Here is an 18,447-nt window from a genome sequence, read left to right on the forward strand (position 1 = left end):
AAAATCATCCCGCATTTATGCAACATCATTTAATGCACTAATGCGATCGCGCGCTTAGTCAATGCCTCCGCAGTCAATCCATTAAACGCCATCAACTCACCTGCACTGGCTGTAGTTTCCCCACGCTTCCAAGCGAAGGTATCCCGCTTGCAGTTACTACGTAACATAATTGGTTCCAGCATCGCCGCAGCACCGCCAGTCACACCAATTAATGCATGACCATGAAATAATTCGGCAAATTTGGCATTATCCATAAAATCGCCATCAGCTTGAGAACAAGTATCCCATGCAGTATCATCAGGACGATATAAACGGCGGGGATTAATAACAGAAACTATCTTGACACCAATACCTTCAGTTTCTAAAAAAGCAGCCGCTTCAAATACTGGCATTAATGTCATATCACCAATTACTGCAAATACAACTTGCTGATCTCCAGCCACTTCTTGTAATAAAACTGCACCATCACGCAATCCTTTACGAGTTTGTTCTAAGGTAGTACGAATTGGTAAAGGTGACTTACTTGCAGTAATTACAATTCCTTTATTTTTAGTTGTCAATGCCCAGTCATAACAGACTTGAATACTGTTAGCATCGGGAGGAAATAAGGGAAAGACATTGCCATTTCTCATTAATGAAGCAAAGTAAGCTTCAATTTCTGGTCTTTGGTGAGTCCAACCGTTACGTCCTTGTTCTAAAGCCCCAGCAGTAAATAAAGTAATTGTCGAAGGTGTAGGACGGCGTAATTCTGCCATTGCTTGAATTACAGTTTGCCAAATTGGTAAACCGTTAACGGCAAAAGATTCGTAAGAACACCACAGAGTTCTCCCACCCATTAGCGCTAAACCAGCGGCTAAACCTGCACAAGCATCTTCACTCAACGGTTCGTAAACTTGTCCACTGGGATCTTGATTATATAAGTCGTCAATTGTAGGGTGAATAACTTTGAGTGCTTGGTTGATGTTACCAATTCCCGATGCTTCGTTACCGTCGGCGTTGGTAACTAAGAAGTTACTATCTTTTTTACCTACAATTCCTACCAACCGTCCCATCGCTGTTGTCGAAACTTTAGGATCACCACCTACGGAATATTCTTCTAAAGGCAATTCGCCTAACTCTGGTAATGGTAATTCAAATTCTGTAACCACAGTCTTCGCCGCAGGGCCACCGCCAGCGCGTTCTGCATTTGTGCGTACTAATTCCCAAGCTTCTAACGACAAAGCCCGTTCTTGTAAAGCTTTGATGATATGAGGAGCATCCAGCGTATCTTTAGGATAGAGGTTGTGAGATTTGGAACCTCGTGCGTGAACTCCTGCACCTTTGAGTTGTTTAATAACAAAAACAGTAAGTTTACCGTTAAGGGCAGAATGGGCTGCTTTATCTATACCAATAAGTACAGCTTTGGTGAAGGCTAGCCGCTGCTTAAAGGAAAAGGCGGTACTATCGACATAATCTCCTGGTTGATTTTGATCGTCAAAGTCTTTAGCATCCACTAAGACGACTTCCGCAAAACCGTTACCTTGCCAGTATGCTTTCATCTGTTCATTAGTTTTCAGAGAAACCATACTGTGATGTTCTTGGCTGTAACCATTCCACACCAGCACTGGCAAGAAGTTAGTAGCTTCGGGATAAGCGGTGTTAAAGTGTGCCATTGAACTCACAATATAGGGTTCACCCAATCCACCATCGCCCACAGTAAAGGGAAATAACTTATCTTTGTGTAGCAATGCAGCTGCCATTGCAAAGTGTTGTCCTTGTCCCAGTGGCCCCGCAGGTGCAAGAATGCCGGGTATGTAACCAGAGAGATGTCCTAAAAGACCGTGCTTTTCACGGAAGCGATCGCGCAATTGTTGGACTGTTAAAATTCCCATATCCTCCAAGGAGCGATCAAGGAACATGGCACTATAAAATCCAGGGGCGTGGTGTCCGACTTCGGTAATAATATTCTTGTGTCCCAACATGACAAGAGATGCATAAGCTTCTGCTTGGCTGGCAAATCCGCCTGGATGTCCAGAGGCTTTACTACTAGTCACTTGTAATGTTAGGTAACGCAGGGCATCGGCCGCCAGCAAAGTTTGATACACAGCAGCAGGATCTGCGGCATCTGCGATCGCTATTTTGCCCGACTCTATAGCAGGTGTTGCACCATAAGTTGCAAAACTTGGTAACGCTTCACCAAAATATTGAATGCCTTGACAAAAATTAGGAAGCGCTGAGGATGCTTTTGAAGTCATTGCTGTCATGCTGAGTACCTTGTAAGGACGACGAAAAACTGTAGATGCATGTTGAATTTAACAAAAATTTTACATCTTTCGTGTTGTAACGGTTTATTGCTTTTTTGCAACGTCAGCATAAGTAGCTTTAATAAAGTTAAAAGAAATTTAATTTTTTTATCGAAGTTTCACTGGCAAAAAAGAATTAATTCAGCAAATCAAGTTTATGAAACTACCAAATGGCCCCCAGTACCCAGCGCTAGTACAAAAGCTTCAATGGATCTTGAGTCCTATGTCTTTTATGGAAGCTTGCGCTCAGCGCTATGGCGACATCTTCACAATGCAATTGAATGAGCCTATGGTGTTTGTGAGCAATCCCCAAGCACTCCAGCAAATTTTGACTAGCGATACTAAAGAGTTTACAGCCCCCAGTGATCGCAACACTGCTTTTGAACCTATGCTAGGGAAAAATTCTCTGATCACAATCAGTGGTGAAGTGCATCGGCGGCAAAGACAGTTATTGATGCCTCCGCTTCACGGTGACAGAATGCGAACTTATGGACAGGTAATTAATGATGTCACAGAGCAAGTAATTTCTCAGTGGCAAGTAGGCAAATCCTTCTGTGTACACTCTGCTATGCAGCTTATTACCATGCGCGTAATTATGCAAGCTGTATTTGGACTATATGAAGGCCTAAGGGCGCAAGAACTAGAGGAGATTTTAGCTGCCATGCTAAATGAAACTTCTCCTTGGAGGGTTATTCAACTTTATTTTCCTGCCCTACAAAAAGATTTTGGCCCAAAAAGTTCTTGGGGAAAATTTATACGTCGCCGAGAGCGAGTCCACCAACTGCTAAACGCAGAAATTCAAGAACGTCGAGACCAACCAGACTCATCCCGTACAGATATTCTCAGCTTACTCATGGCAGCCCGCGATGAAGCAGGCCGACCAATGACAGATGCAGAGTTGTGTGATGAATTGATGACTTTGTTAGTAGCAGGTCACGAAACTACAGCCACTGCCCTAACTTGGGCATTGTACTGGATTCATAAATTTCCCTCAGTACGCGAAAAACTGGTGCAAGAACTAGATAGTTTAGGTGATCATCCAGACTGTAACAGTATTTTTAAAGCACCTTATCTCAATGCTGTTTACTGCGAGACCTTGCGAATATACCCAGTGGCTATGCTGACTTTTCCACGGGTAGTTAAAACACCCGTATCTCTTTGCGGTTATAAACTCGAACCAAACACAGTTGTCATGGGTTCCATATACTTAACCCACCAAAGAGAGGATTTATATCCAGAGCCTCAACAGTTTAAACCAGAACGCTTTTTAGAACGTCAATTTTCTCCTTACGAATTTTTGCCTTTTGGGGGTGGTGTTAGACGTTGTATTGGTATGGCATTTGCCCAGTTTGAAATGAAAGTTGTACTGGCAAAAATTCTTACAAGTCAAGAATTGGCGCTAGTAGATGATCGTGATATGCCACCGAAACGCCGTGGTTTAGTAACAGCCCCAGCGCGCCCTATCCAGATGGTTGTGAAAAGTCAGCGTGAGGCGAAGTCTCGTACTTTAGAAACAAGCACTAAGTAGTTAGATCCCCGACTTCTTGAAGAAGTCGGGGATCTTGCACAAAATTCAATTAAGTTTACTAAACAATTAAAAAAATTACACAGGAATTAGACAGCATAACACTGGCTTCTTGATATTATTCTTGATGCACTCATTATAAAAAACAATGGATGAAGATCAGCGTCGCTCTTACTGGCGTGCTAATACTGCTTTAATTCGTAACCTTTTAATTGTCTGGGCATTGGTTTCTATCGTTTTTAGTATTTTACTGGTTCAACTATTGAACGGAGTGCGTTTTTTTGGCGTACCCTTTGGTTTTTGGATGGCACAGCAAGGATCAATCCTGGTATTTGTAGCCTTGATTTTTATTTATGCCTTTCAAATGGACAAGTTAGACCGCAAATATAATATCAAGAAGTAAGGAAGAAAAAACCGTGTCAGTCGAAATTTGGACTCTTTTGTTGGTTGGACTCTCCTTTCTTGTCTACATTTATATTGGTTGGCAATCACGAGTCAAAAATAGTAAAGACTTTTTTATCGCCGGACAGGGGATACCTGCAATTGCGAATGGTGCAGCCACCGCAGCTGACTGGATGTCCGCAGCTTCGTTTATTTCAATGGCGGGGCTGATTTCTTTTTTGGGATATGACGGTTCTATTTATCTGATGGGTTGGACTGGTGGCTATGTGCTTTTAGCATTGCTGTTGGCTCCTTACCTACGGAAATTTGGTAAGTATACAGTGCCAGATTTTGTCGGCGATCGCTACTACTCTAATATTGCTCGTTTAGTGGCAGTAGTGGCAGCTATTTTCGTCTCCCTTACCTATGTAGCTGGGCAAATGCGGGGTGTGGGCATTGTTTTTAGCCGTTTCCTCCAAGTTGACATTAATACGGGTGTAATCATCGGCATGGTGATTGTCGGCTTTTTTGCCGTGTTAGGAGGGATGAAAGGCATTACCTGGACACAAGTAGCACAGTACTGTGTGTTGATTTTTGCTTACTTAATTCCGGTAATTGCGATCGCTTGGTTACTTACAGGTAATCCTATTCCCCAATTAGCATTTACTTTTAGTGATGTTGCTGACAAACTCAATCAAATCCAAGTTGATTTAGGGTTTAAGGAATATACCCAGCCATTTACGAACAAGTCCATGCTCGATGTATTGTTCACAACAATTGCCTTAATGGTTGGGACTGCTGGCTTACCTCATATTATTGTCCGATTTTACACAGTGCCAAGTGTACGGGCTGCCCGTTTTTCGGCTGGTTGGGCATTGTTATTTATTGCCATTCTTTATACTACGGCTCCCGCCCTCTCCATGTTTGCCCGTTATAACTTGATTAATACTCTGCACAATCATACAGTTGCAGAAGTACAGCAGCTAGACTGGGCGACTAAGTGGGAAAAAACGGGACTGCTAACCTTTGATGACAAAAATCAGGATGGTCGTCTCCAGTTAACCCCAAGTAAAGACACTAACGAAATTATAATTGATCGGGATATTATCGTACTTTCTACCCCAGAAGTAGCTAAACTAGCTCCTTGGGTGATTGGTTTGGTAGCGGCTGGCGGATTAGCTGCGGCTTTATCTACAGCATCAGGTTTATTGCTAGTAATATCTAGTTCTGTCGCTCACGATATCTATTATCGCATTGTAGATTCCACAGCCTCGGAACAAAAAAGAGTGTTTGTCGGGCGGATTATGGTGGGTTTGTCTATTGTTGTTGCTGGTTACTTTGGAGTAAATCCGCCGGGATTTGTGAGCGAAGTTGTGGCTTTTGCTTTTGGTTTAGCCGCTGCTAGTTTCTTCCCGGTAATTTTCTTAGGGATTTTCGACAAACGCACCAATTCCACAGGAGCGATCGCTGGGATGTTAACTGGTTTAATTTTTACCATAGCCTACATCATCGGCGTTAAGTTTGGCGGTATGCAACCTTGGTTTTTTGGAGTTTCTCCAGAAGGAATTGGTACTTTAGGTATGCTAATTAACTTTGTAGTTACCTTAATAGTTTCTCGTCTCACCCCACCCCCACCAGCAGAAATTCAAGCAATGGTAGAAGACCTCCGCAGCCCAATGATTGAAGAATCAGTATTTGAATGAAAGAGGTAGAGGAGCAGGGAAAAAGAGGCAGGGGAGCAGGGAGCAGGGAGACAAGGGGATGGGGAGACAAGGAGAGCAGCGCGGTCTTGGGGTCTCCCCAAGTGGAGCGACTGCGGAAGACATTTCTTTCCCCAATTCACCAATGCCTCATGCCTCATGCCCTATGCCCTATGCCCTATGCCCTATGAATACCCCATGCCCCATGCCCCATGCAAGGTTTCCTCAACTTAAACAAACCATTAGACTGGACTTCTCATGACTGTGTAGCACGGGTGCGAAAACTCTTGCGCCTTAAACGTGTGGGACATGCAGGAACTTTAGATCCTGCTGCTATTGGAGTGTTACCAATCGCACTTGGGAAAGCTACAAGATTATTGCAATATTTGCCAGAAAACAAAGCTTACAAAGCCACTATTCGGTTAGGTGTGCGTACCACAACTGATGATTTAAAAGGAGAAATCATTCATTCTCAGCCCTGTGCTGGATTAAATTTAGCAGAGGTAAAAACTGCTTTATCAAAATTTACGGGCAAAATTGAGCAAATACCACCAATTTACAGCGCCATTCAAGTGGATGGGAAACGGCTTTATGATTTAGCACGTCGAGGCGAAACAGTTGAAGTGCCAGTCAGAATAGTCGAAATTTTCCACATAGAAATTTTGGATTGGCGAGAGGGAGATTTTCCTGAATTGGACATTGCGATCGCCTGTGGTAGTGGTACATATATTAGAGCGATCGCTCGTGATTTAGGTACAGATTTAGCAACTGGTGGAACTCTTGCCGCTTTAACGCGCACTCAAAGTAGCGGTTTTAACTTAACAAACAGTCTTACTTTCAACGACTTAAAAGCTCAATTACAAGCCGAAATATTTCAACCTATTGCTCCTGATACTCCTTTGCAACATTTGCCATCTGTAAATTTACCAGCAACATCTGCCCAGAAATGGTGTCAGGGACAGCGAATTTCCCTAACTCTGGATGTTTTTGGGATAGTGAGAGTTTATGAACAAGAAACTCGCTTTTTAGGGGTTGGACAATTACAAGGTGAAGTATTAATTCCTCTTATGGTTTTTGAGCCAGTTTCTTAGTTAATTTGATCATATCATCAAGCTAATAAGATATTATTAACAACTTAGTAACTTTGTTTATGCGGTGTGGTGCTAGATGTATATGGTAAACTCTATGATAATCATTTAGTGTTTAGTAATGTAAACAGCGATCGCCTTTTGTTTCTCAAACTACATTTTTCGTAGAGTTTAGTGCTTTATGTCACCCTAGAAAAAACAAAAAGCTTAAGTTCAGTCTTAAAATCAAGATTTTCACTGGTAAAAGTGTTCATAGATTGGCAATCTATACAAAGTAAACACTTAATCAGTACAATTCCAAAGAAATGAATAAGATTGCTACTCGTAATTTTTCTAATTTTCCAGTTACTAAGGAAGAGGCAGTTCAACAAATTGCCATAGACTTAACATCAAATGAAGTTCAAAGTTTAGAGCAATATTGCGAACAAACAGGCAAAGTCGCAGAAGATGTGATTCGGGAACTAATTTGTAAATTACCCGTAACTTGACTCATGTCTGTATAAAATTGAGTATTCAATTTCAGCATTAAGAAACTTTATGCTAAAATTAAGCGCTTAACGCCATATTATATGCTATGTATTAGCTAGTTCACGATCATTACACTCGCGCCTCACAACTTACTCAGACACAAACTTTGATTGTTTTCGGAGATGTTTAATAACAGTTCATATAAAAAGCTATTCTATAGCAATCCATCTCCATATCTCTTGGTAGCAAAAGTAGTAGTTAATATGCCAGAAAACATAAAAGTGTAAAATGTGTGATAAATTTTTGAATGATACTAAATCAGTATATATTTTGACTAACGAAGTAGTAGTTGAGACCGCCAATCGTACTCGGTTAGATCAACCCGAACATGCGGGAAGCGACGATTCCTTCGCTCTAAATACAATTGATGCAGACACCTTAGCCAAAACTCGAAAACTTTTAAATACTGCAATAGTAGATGCTTGGCACACAGTGAAAACCGAGCGCAGACCACCAGCCTTAACCCCTACACGTTGGGTATGGCGACTTGCAGGTTTTTACCATTTGTGCCACTCTACTCCGCGATTGATGAGGTCAGCTCAAGAGCGTTTCGCTTTGACAAACCGTCAGAATTTAGCCCAGTGGGCTGGACAGAAAGCTAAAGAAGAGGCAGGTCACGACCTACTCGCCCTACGGGATATTCAATCTATGGGATATAAAGCTGAAGCTGTTGTTGAAGCGCTTGTTCCTCCCGCTGCCAAGATGTTACTGGATTACTTTGTACAAAGCGCCGAAGACTCAGATCCAATTGATTGCGTGGGCTATTCCTATACAGCAGAACGTTTAGGGGTATGTATAGGAGAGGGTTACATCCAGAGTGTAGAAGCACTGCTACCACCAGATGTCAAAGCTACTCGTTGCCTACGCGCTCATAGTGCTGTTAGCAGTGAGGTAGAACATGTCAAGGAGACAGTTGCAGTGATTGCGGGGCTTACTTTTGAGGAGCGTCAGCGCGTAGCTAAAGCCTGCTACCAAGCTGCATTTTTGCGCTTCAGCCCACCCAAAGAAGCTTATATATCAGATGAAGAGATTGAGAATGTGTTAAAACCACTAAAAACTTAAAAATAATCACAGTGAAGCTTAATTATCAAATGCTTAAGCACTCACCTAATAGCCAAGTGCAACTTGTTTAAAACAGTCTTAATAGTTACAATTCAGTACAATTACTCAGGGAAAGACAGTGATAACAGCAATAACCACAGCTATCGAGCAACAATCTTCGATTTCTGATAATTCTACTGTCAAGCAGGAATCTTTGAATCTTCATGATTCTGTTAGCAGCTTAGAGTTTTTGGATGATACAGAGTTTGAGTTGGAAAGAATCATGTTTGAGGAATTTGCAAAAGGATTACCAAGCGACATTCCTATGGCTGATTTCTAGTTTTTAATTTTGGCTTATCTGCACAGTTTAATAGATAAGGCTTGAATCATGAGTCAATATCCCTTGCTCTTGTAACTTGTGGTAAATTAAGAGTTTCAAAAGGCTTAGAAGTTGGTTAGACTCACATACCGTAATAGTTAAATAGTGAGGGATGGAGACTTATCAAGCAGAGAAAATCTCCTCTCTACTGAAACCTATATTTTAAACAAGTGTTACTATACTCTTCATATTAGAGTAATAAAATGGTCATCGCATTTTTATATAATGTCGTTTTTATTAAGAAATCGCTCCCAACCCTTTTAGAGTAGCGATGGTTGCGGCAGTTAAACCTGTAACCCCCTTAATATTCATTCCTTCATAAAATTTCTTAGCTTTCAAAGTTTTCAAGCAATCGCTCGTGCTAATATCCCAAAGTCGAATCGTCTCATCAGCGCCACTACTAGCCAGAGTTTGATTGTCTGGGCTAAAAGCAATTGACCATACCCAAGCGGAATGTCCATGTAACGTTTTTTGGCATTCACCTGTATTAACATCCCATAACTTAACTGTGTAATCGGGACTGCTACTAGCTAAAATCTGACCGTCCTGACTAAAGACGACTGCTTTGACAATACCATTTACACAAACTTGGAAAGTTTGAATACAGACACCAGTGCTAACACTCCACAACCGGATTGTACCGTCATAACTGGCACTTGCCAGCAGTTCACCATTAGGGCTAAAAGCAATTGACCAAACCCAATTCGTATGCCCCTCTAATGTTCTTTTGCACTCACCAGTGCTGATATCCCACAACTTAACTGTCTGATCCCAAGCACCACTCGCTAGCATTCTCCCTTGAGGACAAAAGGCAACTGACTGAACCGCTGCGCGATGTCCCTGAAAAGTTTCCAAAGCTTGACCAGTATGGACATCCCACAACTTCACCGTACAGTCGTGACTGCCACTAGCTAATATTTGACCATTTGGACTGTAAGCAACAGACCAGACAAGAGCATTATGTCCCTGAAAAGTTTGCAAAGCTTTACCTGTATGGACATCCCACAACTTCACTGTTTGATCGTCACTGCCACTTACCAATGTTTGACCCTTCGGACTGAAGGCTACCGATCGAACCGCAGCATGATGTCCGTGGAGAGTTTGCAAGGCTTGACCCGTCTTGACATCCCATAAACTCACCGTGTGGTCATGACTGCCACTTACCAAAATCTGACCATTCGGACTGTAAACAACTGACCAAAACTGGCTAGTATAACCGCTAAGAGTTTTAAGGCATTTACCAGTACTAATATTCCATAGTTTCACTGTTTGGTCTTCATCGCCACTGGCAAGAAGATCCCCTTGCAGACTAAAGACGACAGAACATACCCAACCCGAATGTCCCTGAAGAATTTTCAGACATTGTCCAGTACTAACGTTCCATAACCTCACTGTGTGGTCAAGACTGCCACTAGCAATGATATTGTCTTTAGGACTAATGGCAACAGACCAGACAGCAGCATGATGTCCCTGTAGAGTTTTAATGCATTCACCAGTGCCAACGTCCCATAACTTCACTGTCTGGTCATCACTACCACTTACTAAGGTCTGACCATCAGAGCTGATAGTGATTGATCGTATACCATCACAATGCCCCTGTAAGATTTTTATACATTCACCAGTGCTAACATCCCACAATCTAATTGTGTCGTCATCACTGCCACTTACTATAATCTGACCATCTGGATGGAAAACCGCAGAGATTACCCAACTTGTATGTCCTCGGAAAGTTCTTAAGCATTCAGCGGTGCTAACACTCCAGAGTCTTATCGTGCGGTCATTACTGCCACTGAGTAATGTATTACCATCGGGGCTAAAGGTAACTGTCCACACCTCGTGTTTATGTCCCTGAAAAGTTTGAAGACACTGGCCTGTACTAGCATCCCACAACTTTACACTGTGGTCACTACTACTGCTAGCAAGCATACTACCATCCGGACTAAAGGCAAGTGATGGAACCCAATTATTATGTCCCTTACAAATTAAAAGTTGTCTCCAATCTGAAACTTGGTACAAGCGAATCTCACCATTGGTATCCCCTGTAGCCAAAAGTTTGCCATTAGGGCTAAAGGCTACTGAGGCAATACCACCAAAGGTTTCAACAAAAACCGACTTAGCCAAATCAGAGTTTTGAAAATTGACATCGTGCAGTTTCACATTTCGCAAGTCTGCTTGCCAAACTGTTAGTTCAGAAAAATCATAACCCCTTAAATCTGTTTGTAGTTGACAAAGCAAATTAAGAACATTTCCACCTGTATACCCTGGTTCTAGGGGTGATTCTTTACGTAGTTTGACTAAAATTTTAGTTAATTTGTTTTCGATGCCTTTTTTACTTCTTAGTTCAGTCAGCAACCCATCAATTACTGGTTTGAGGATGAGGCGAATTTGGGTTTCTCTAATGTAATCTTTCGCACTGGCTTTGATTAAAGAGTGGCATCTAAAAAGCTGAAGATTATCAGTTGCAATTTCTTCACAGATTTGCTCTATCAATACCTGAGTTACATATTCCATGACTACAGGTTGTAAGGTGAACGTTGCTGCACTTTTTTCGACTAGCGATCGCCTTACTAAAGATTCTAGAGCCTCCAATATTTTTTGTAGTGGTACTGGTGATAAAATATCGTCTTGTAACTCTGATAGCGAAACTGGTTCACAATTAATTGCTAGCCAATACATTATTTCTTTTTCTAAATCTGATAAGCGCTGAAATTGTTGATCTAAAAGATCACGAATATCTCCAAAAACAATAGTATTTTGTTGCAAAAACTCAGTTACATTACCAGCAAACACGTCTTTAATTGTCGTTGCAACTATTTTTAAAGCTAAAGGATTACCCGCATAGCGTTCAATCATTGCTTTCCATTCATTTTCTGCTGCTGATAATCCTTTAAATTTTAAGATTTCCTGTGCTTCTAAAACTTTCAAGCCATTCAAAAGTAATGAGCGAACAGGTGCTTCTCCTTCCAATAATGCTACTTCTTTAGGTTTTTCGCGACTAGTTAGCATTAGGCAGCTGGGATGAGTTGCTTCTCCTAACCTTCTGAAGAACTCTCCATACTCTTCATATCCTTCTCGATAAATTCCGGCTCGACTACCACTGCGTAGAATTGATTCTGCATTATCCAATATCACTAAACAGCGGTGATTTCGTAAATAGTGCAGAAGGCGCGATATTCTATCACTTAAGCTTTCTGGTAAGTTACTTTCAGTTTCCTGTTCATCAGATAGAAATTGAATTAGGTTAGTTAAAATAGTTTGGATGGGTGGTGCTTCTCGTAGCGATCGCCAGATAATATATTCAAAGTTATCTTTAACTTGTTGAGCAAATTTAATCGACAGAGCCGTTTTACCAACACCTCCTATACCTAATAGAGCTACTAATCGGCATTGCTCATTAAGAATCCATCCCTCTAATGTGGCAAGTTCTTCTATACGTCCATAAAAACTAGGTGTAAAAATAGCTTCTCCCCAATCTAGGCGATTAGTTGAACTTAAATAGTCATTTTTATCTATTTTTAAGTTAAAAGCTGAAAAAAGCTTCTCAATAGTTTGTTTATCAACCCCTCCTTCACGATTCAACACTTTCGAGATTGTACCGGTGTACAATCCAGAACGGGCGCTCATTTCTTCAAGAGTGTACCTGTTACCAAAATTATCTTTGGCTTCTGACTTCAACTTCGCCTGTTGAATTTTTTGTAAACCTTTGGTAGTAAGTGTAACACCACGCTTGCGTCTCCAATTTTGTAAAGTCATGTATAAAAATGTAGTAATAATAATAACTTAACTTTGATTCAGTGTGCTTTGCAAACACATGAATCACGACTTGATCGTTAATTTGAGCTAATAATATTTAGCCTACAGTTTTTTCATTCTGTTTACTCCCAATATCTAAGTGCAGCTTCAATTATCTTTCTAATATGTTCTTTGTATATAGATAAATAGTAAGTAATAACATCAAAATTACTATTGATTTTGTCAGTAAGTCATTGACTACAATTATTTTCGTAATTTTAATTACCTCAATTCTAAATAGACAAAGTGTTTCTAAACCATCCTTCAGCTTTAACTGTTTGAGGAGGTTTGTTGATGGCGAGTTTGATGAAATCTTGCTATGGCGCTTATTGTCTGAGAGAGTTACATCTCTTTGATATCAAAGATTAGAGGCTAGAGTGTACATCATGTAATTGAGAACTGCTATATATTTGTCTTTATTAACACCTAGTCATTATATAGTTTGTTTTAGTTGCTGTTACATAGTCTGTAATTGCTAAATTGCGATCGTTTACTTAATGATGATATTGGGACTATAGGACTCATATTTGATTTGGAGAAAAAACTCAGTACACCCCTAAATCCCTTTTTTACTGCGATGCACTGAGTTTCGACTGCGCTCAACTACCGCGTAGCCGAAGTGTTCCCCGTTCCCTGCTCCCTGTTCCCTCTCTAGGCAAATATGTTCATTAATCAAATCGGATTGCTATAGTATTTGATTTTTGAAAAAAACCCAGTATATTGTCTTGAAAAGTTCTGTGCCTGGAAACCGAGACGCGCAGCGCCAGTTCTCTTAAGTCGGCAAAGCCGCCCACTAGACTGGCTTGACTTTTCGCTTTATTTTCTGTTCCCTACCTCCACCAGTGATTTAGGAATCAAATCGGATTCCTATATGTAATATTTCATTTTGAAATAGATAGTTAATAGTTTACCAATCTAGTAGTTTCGGCAAATATTATGTTTATGATTGCGATAGTCTACCTTGAGTGTATCTTTTGTCAATACTTCGCAAGATAAATATTTTTTAGTAAAATGTATATTATTTTACTCCCAGGTTGATACATCTCGCAGTCTAGCTGGAATTTCCCCTTGAGATAAGGGAAATTCTAACAAAGTTTCTTTATAACCCAAATACCCAGATTCAGCAAAAGACAACAGCATTCGCGAAAGTGCTAACCAAACTTCTGGCTCATATTCCCAATCACGATAACGCGAGGCTCTACCAGCAATTGAACGTAATGCCCAGAAATAAGAGTTCCTAACTACCGAACCGCCTTTTTTGAACTCCGGCAAGTCTTCATGATTGATAAAAAGCACTTCATTTTCAATTCTGGCTCTCATACCAGATATTTTAATCGATTTAGGGACTGCAACTTCAAGTCCGGTGTCAGTAGTCAGTGGTTAGTTGTTTTTGCTACTGACCACTGACACGAAATCCCATCCCCTTTTAGAGGTGGGATGAGCTTAAACTACAACAGGTGTACTTGCCAGTTGGATTTGTGGTGTTGCCACCATTTGCATTCCGGCTGGTGCAGCTAAAGTTAAACCACGACGCACAGGACGTACCGGGCGTTTATGAACCAGAGATACTTGAAACTGGGACAAAATTGTAGCTAAAGCAATCTTCATTTCATACTGGGCAAATGCTAAACCGATACAGCGGCGATTTCCACCACCAAAAGGTAAATATTCATAAGGAGAAAATTGCCTTTCTAAAAAGCGTTCTGGTTTAAACTGTTTGGGCTGTGGGTAAACAGCTTCGCGATGGTGCGCTAAATAAATACTGGGGACTATTACTGTTCCCTTTGACAATTGGTAGCCCATAATTTCAATAGGCGATTTGACAATTCTCAAAAAACCACTAATTACTATTGGATATATCCGCAATGTTTCTTGGCAAACTGCTGTTAAATAAGGCAGTCTTGCAATATGACTCGGTTCCGGGTTGATACCAAGGGTATTTATTTCTCTTAACAATTTCTCTCCTACTTCTGGTAATTGGTCAATCCAGTAAAAAGCCCAAGTTAACGCGGAGGAAGTAGTTTCATGTCCTGCAACCAACATTGTCATCAATTCATCGCGCAATTCTTGATCCGACATTGGTTGTCCATCTTCATAACGAGCCGAGATTAATAAACTGAGAATATCTTGGCGATTTTGTTGTGATTCAGCGCGACGTTCTTGAATCAAAGCATAAATCAGTTGATCAATTTTTTGCAATAACATCACTATCCGCCCCCAAGGACTCCATGCACCAAAATCTTTTTGCATGAAGTTAAAAAAGAAGGCGGTAGATATTAAGGGCGTACCCATAAAATCGAGTAAAGAAGTTAGTAATTGGCGCAGTTCTTGAAACCGTGAACCATTATATACACCAAACACTACTCTTAAGATCACCCGTAAGGTAATTTCTTGCATTGAATCTCGGATATTAAAGGGTTTACCAATATTCCATTCATTGCTTACCTGCTGGGTGATTTCGCGAATAGTTTCACCGTAAGCCCGCATTCTTTCGCCATGAAAAGGAGGGGTTAATAAGTTTCGTTGACGTTGATGGCGATCGCCATCTAATAAAATTAAAGAACTATCACCAAGCAAAAACCTCAAAATTCCGTTGCCTCTGCCTGTCTCGAAGTGAGTAGCATCAGCAGCAAAAATCTCCTCTAAAGCTTTGGGATGACTGAAGTACACAAGATGTTTATCATCGCGTCCCAAAATGGCAAAGTTGTCACCATAAACTTGAGCAAAATCTTCCAGGTATTTTACTGGCTGAGTAATAAACTTGATCAACCGCAGAAAGCGCGGCATATCTGGCCCATCAGGGAGATTTGTAGTTACTGTCATAGGTTTTTTGTTGGGCTTCATGGCTGGTGAATTTCATTTTTACGGATTTTTTTGCGCTTGGGGGTCGCACAAAGCGGTATATTCATGTATGGCAGCATCGGAAGTAAGCAGTGCCAAAAATCATCGCTATCCTTAACGGTAAAGGAGGAGTCGGCAAAACGACTACCTCAGTCAATTTGGCTGCACAGTTTGGGACAAAGCACAAGGTTCTTCTCGTTGATGCAGATATTCAAGGTTCCGCCAGTTGGTGGGTTGGGCGGAATCAAAATGATATGGGATTTGACCTATCCCAAGAAACTAATCCGCAACTTTTAGGTCATTTACGAAAAATAAAAGGTTACGATTTAGTAGTGGTGGATACGCCTCCGGCGCTGCACTCTGAAGCATTAGCAACAGTAGTAGCGATCGCAGACTATCTAGTTTTGCCTACACCTCCAGCACCAATGGATTTAGCTGTCCTTGTCGAAACAGTAAAAAAAACCGTCATCCCTGTAGGAGTTCCCCATCGGGTACTACTCACTAAAGTCGATATGCGGAGTGTAGGCGAAGCATTAGAAGCACAAAACACTCTCCAGCAGCTAGGAATCCCTGCTTGCAAAGCTTTCATCCGTGCCTATAAAGCTCACGAACGAGCAGCCCTGGAGGGTGTAGCGATTAGTGAATGGCGAGGAAAGAATGCTTGGGAAGCAGCATCAGACTACCGCAGCGTGGCTAACGAATTACAGCGTGATTGGAGAAAATAATGGTTAAGAAACAAAGTCTTTCAGACTTAATCCAAGAAGAAGCACAAAAAGTAACACCTACTGAAGACGAATCAGCTATTGAAGTTAAAGCAGAGAAAGTTGTGGAAGAAAATACTTCAACAGCAGAAACACCATCAACTGAGACAACAGAATCAACTTCTACCAGACGTACTAATCCGACTAAGGCTGATTTAGAAGTCATCATCAAAGAATTAAAAGAAACTCTCGAACAGTCACAGAAAAAGGAAAAAACTTCTCAGAAAAAAATTACTGATTTACAAGCAGCTTTATCTGAACAAGAAAAATCAGCAGAACGGCTTACAAAAGAACTTAATGAAACGAAAAAAACAGCATTGCAACTTGCAGAAGCTAATTCCAAATTAATAGAAGAACAAAAAGCTGTAAAAAAAGCAACAGAAAATAAATCTTTAGTAAAACCACAAGAAAAACAATCTGCAATCCAAGTCAAAGAAAAATACGACCCACTTGGCTATAGAAAATCACACATAGCGCCTGATAATTACAGAAAATCATACGTACCGCCGGAAAAAATGCCACAACGGCCAATAGATACTAATGACCATGAGGATTTCGACAACAATACTTGGTTGTACGATTAAAAAAGTTAAAGATTGTAGGATTCAGTGGTTTATGAGCTGATGAATCCTGCGATCGCAACAAATATCAACTCAGTGAATATGACAACTCTCAATCATTAATGAGAAAACACTATAATTTCACGTAACTGATGAAAGTAAAAAAATATTAGTTACTAATAATAATTTAAGTCACTCTGATGGTAATCGAATCAAAAGATTAGGTACAGGAAAAGGGCGATTTTCCAAGATTTTAAATTTACCAACACTCGCATCATAAGCGAATACTTCACCAGTTTCTATTTCATAAATCCAGGCATGAAGAGTGAGTTGACCACTATGTAATCTAGAACGAATGATTGGATATGTTTCTAGATTTTCTATTTGGGTTAATACATTTTGTTCAATGGCAATTTTTAAGAGTTTGTCACTAGAATAATCCTTATAGTTGTCTAAAACAAGGCGGCGAGTAGGTTCACCGTAATGTCTTAACCAGTCATAAACTAAAGGCATTTGTTGAGCAAGATTACCTATTTGTAAAAGCCCTTTCATTGCTCCACAATGAGAATGACCGCAAACGACAACCTCTTTTATACCTAAAGTTTGAATAGAATATTCAATACCTGCTCCTTCACCACTATTCAACGTTCCATAGGCAGGAATTATATTTCCCACATTACGGATCACAAATAATTCTCCTGGCGGACTTTGAGTAATTAAACATGGATCAATACGCGAGTCTGAGCAAGTTATGAATAATACTTCCGGGTTTTGACCGTGAGACAGTTGTTCAAATAACTCGCGATGTATACTAAAATAATTATCATGAAATTCATTGAGGCCTTCTATTATACGTTTAATTGGCATAGTTTAGTTATTGGTAAGTAAGAACATATTTAATTTTCAAATAAACCTATACTTTACTAAGTTTTCCGCACATCAACTCTTAATACCGCAAGGCGGAATTAAAAATTAAAAATTAAAGATGAACACAGCATAAGCTTTTCATTGATTTGGAATGGGTGGTTTATTTTTGCCGAACTGTACTAGTGTCGAAAGAAAACAATGAGGCTTAATTATATAAAATTAGTTCTATCAATCTTATTTAATGTGCAATACATTTGGCATCAGAGACAATACATACTCCTCCAAACTTTTTGAGAATAGGTATTAAGGAAAAGTTAGTGCTAGGGCTATGTAAATATATAAACTTGGATTCGCTGCGGGTACTGCTATGTAAGAAGTGTCACCACATAACACAGCCAAAAAAAGCTGACATTAAGCTGTTCCACATTTAACTTACATATTTTTGATTTTGGAGAAAAACCCATTAATCCTTCTTTCCTGCTCCCTGCACTCTGCTTCCCTGCTTGCCTCAATGTACAAATCAAAAGTTTAACAGCTTACTCTTAACAGACCAAAATCCTATCTTTTAATGTAAGCATTCAGAGAAATAGGTTTACAGAGATTGACAACATATTTATTTCCTAAAAGTATCCTTCCTTCGTAGCAAACTGGTTATAATTGTTTTCCATCCCTTTTAGCAATCAACTTCTCATCTGCAACGTA

At 40.3% G+C, this 18,447-nt stretch carries 14 protein-coding genes; 9 read left to right on the top strand and 5 right to left on the bottom strand.

Annotated features, from left to right (window positions below; translation table 11 throughout):
* Positions 1-29 precede the first annotated feature (29 nt).
* Positions 30-2,243 (bottom strand): phosphoketolase family protein, encoded by a 2,214-nt coding sequence (locus tag QI031_RS01705; protein WP_281483510.1) that lies wholly within the window; start codon positions 2,241-2,243, stop codon positions 30-32.
* A gap of 196 nt (positions 2,244-2,439) precedes the next feature.
* Here QI031_RS01705 and QI031_RS01710 point away from each other — a divergent pair, with 196 nt between their 5' ends.
* The 7 genes from QI031_RS01710 (at position 2,440) to QI031_RS01740 (ending at position 8,885) form a co-directional block, all read left to right on the top strand.
* A complete protein-coding gene (locus tag QI031_RS01710) occupies positions 2,440-3,810 on the top strand; it encodes a cytochrome P450 (protein ID WP_281483511.1) in 1,371 nt (456 codons plus the stop codon).
* Between the two features lie 145 nt (positions 3,811-3,955).
* Positions 3,956-4,210, top strand: coding sequence for a DUF4212 domain-containing protein (locus tag QI031_RS01715; protein WP_214441315.1), 255 nt, complete (start codon positions 3,956-3,958; stop codon positions 4,208-4,210).
* Between the two features lie 13 nt (positions 4,211-4,223).
* Positions 4,224-5,891: a sodium:solute symporter family protein gene (locus QI031_RS01720; protein WP_281483512.1), complete on the top strand. Its 1,668-nt coding sequence runs from the start codon at positions 4,224-4,226 to the stop codon at positions 5,889-5,891.
* A 209-nt stretch (positions 5,892-6,100) separates the two neighbouring features.
* Positions 6,101-6,979 carry a tRNA pseudouridine(55) synthase TruB gene (gene truB / locus QI031_RS01725; RefSeq protein ID WP_281483513.1) on the top strand — a complete coding sequence of 293 codons (879 nt, stop codon included), beginning with the start codon at positions 6,101-6,103 and terminating at the stop codon, positions 6,977-6,979.
* 302 nt (positions 6,980-7,281) lie between these two features.
* The gene (locus QI031_RS01730; protein WP_281483514.1) at positions 7,282-7,464 is read left to right on the top strand and encodes a CopG family transcriptional regulator; all 183 of its coding nucleotides are present in this window, start codon (positions 7,282-7,284) and stop codon (positions 7,462-7,464) included.
* A gap of 268 nt (positions 7,465-7,732) precedes the next feature.
* Positions 7,733-8,566, top strand: a complete 834-nt coding sequence (locus tag QI031_RS01735; RefSeq protein WP_281483515.1) for a hypothetical protein — start codon at positions 7,733-7,735, stop codon at positions 8,564-8,566.
* A 118-nt stretch (positions 8,567-8,684) separates the two neighbouring features.
* Positions 8,685-8,885: a hypothetical protein gene (locus QI031_RS01740; RefSeq protein ID WP_281483516.1), complete on the top strand. Its 201-nt coding sequence runs from the start codon at positions 8,685-8,687 to the stop codon at positions 8,883-8,885.
* 276 nt (positions 8,886-9,161) lie between these two features.
* Here QI031_RS01740 and QI031_RS01745 read toward each other — a convergent pair whose 3' ends face one another.
* The 3 genes from QI031_RS01745 to QI031_RS01755 all read right to left on the bottom strand — a co-directional run bounded on the left by QI031_RS01745 (position 9,162) and on the right by QI031_RS01755 (position 15,539).
* Positions 9,162-12,677 (bottom strand): WD40 domain-containing protein, encoded by a 3,516-nt coding sequence (locus QI031_RS01745; protein WP_281483517.1) that lies wholly within the window; start codon positions 12,675-12,677, stop codon positions 9,162-9,164.
* 1,062 nt (positions 12,678-13,739) lie between these two features.
* Entirely contained in the window at positions 13,740-14,036 is a 297-nt protein-coding gene (locus QI031_RS01750) for a hypothetical protein (RefSeq protein ID WP_281483518.1), read from the bottom strand.
* A 123-nt stretch (positions 14,037-14,159) separates the two neighbouring features.
* Positions 14,160-15,539 (bottom strand): cytochrome P450, encoded by a 1,380-nt coding sequence (locus QI031_RS01755; protein ID WP_281483519.1) that lies wholly within the window; start codon positions 15,537-15,539, stop codon positions 14,160-14,162.
* A gap of 110 nt (positions 15,540-15,649) precedes the next feature.
* On the opposite strand from QI031_RS01755, the gene QI031_RS01760 reads away from it, so the two are divergent.
* Both QI031_RS01760 and QI031_RS01765 read left to right on the top strand, forming a co-directional pair.
* Complete coding sequence (locus QI031_RS01760; protein WP_281483520.1) at positions 15,650-16,282, top strand: ParA family protein; 633 nt, start codon at positions 15,650-15,652, stop codon at positions 16,280-16,282.
* Positions 16,282-16,902 carry a hypothetical protein gene (locus QI031_RS01765; RefSeq protein WP_281483521.1) on the top strand — a complete coding sequence of 207 codons (621 nt, stop codon included), beginning with the start codon at positions 16,282-16,284 and terminating at the stop codon, positions 16,900-16,902. The genes QI031_RS01760 and QI031_RS01765 overlap by 1 nt, the downstream gene beginning before the upstream one ends.
* A gap of 168 nt (positions 16,903-17,070) precedes the next feature.
* Here QI031_RS01765 and QI031_RS01770 read toward each other — a convergent pair whose 3' ends face one another.
* The gene (locus QI031_RS01770) at positions 17,071-17,745 is read right to left on the bottom strand and encodes a carbonic anhydrase (protein WP_281483522.1); all 675 of its coding nucleotides are present in this window, start codon (positions 17,743-17,745) and stop codon (positions 17,071-17,073) included.
* Positions 17,746-18,447 lie beyond the last annotated feature (702 nt).

The organism is Halotia branconii CENA392 (assembly GCF_029953635.1).
GTDB classification, from domain to species: Bacteria; Cyanobacteriota; Cyanobacteriia; order Cyanobacteriales; family Nostocaceae; genus Halotia; species Halotia branconii.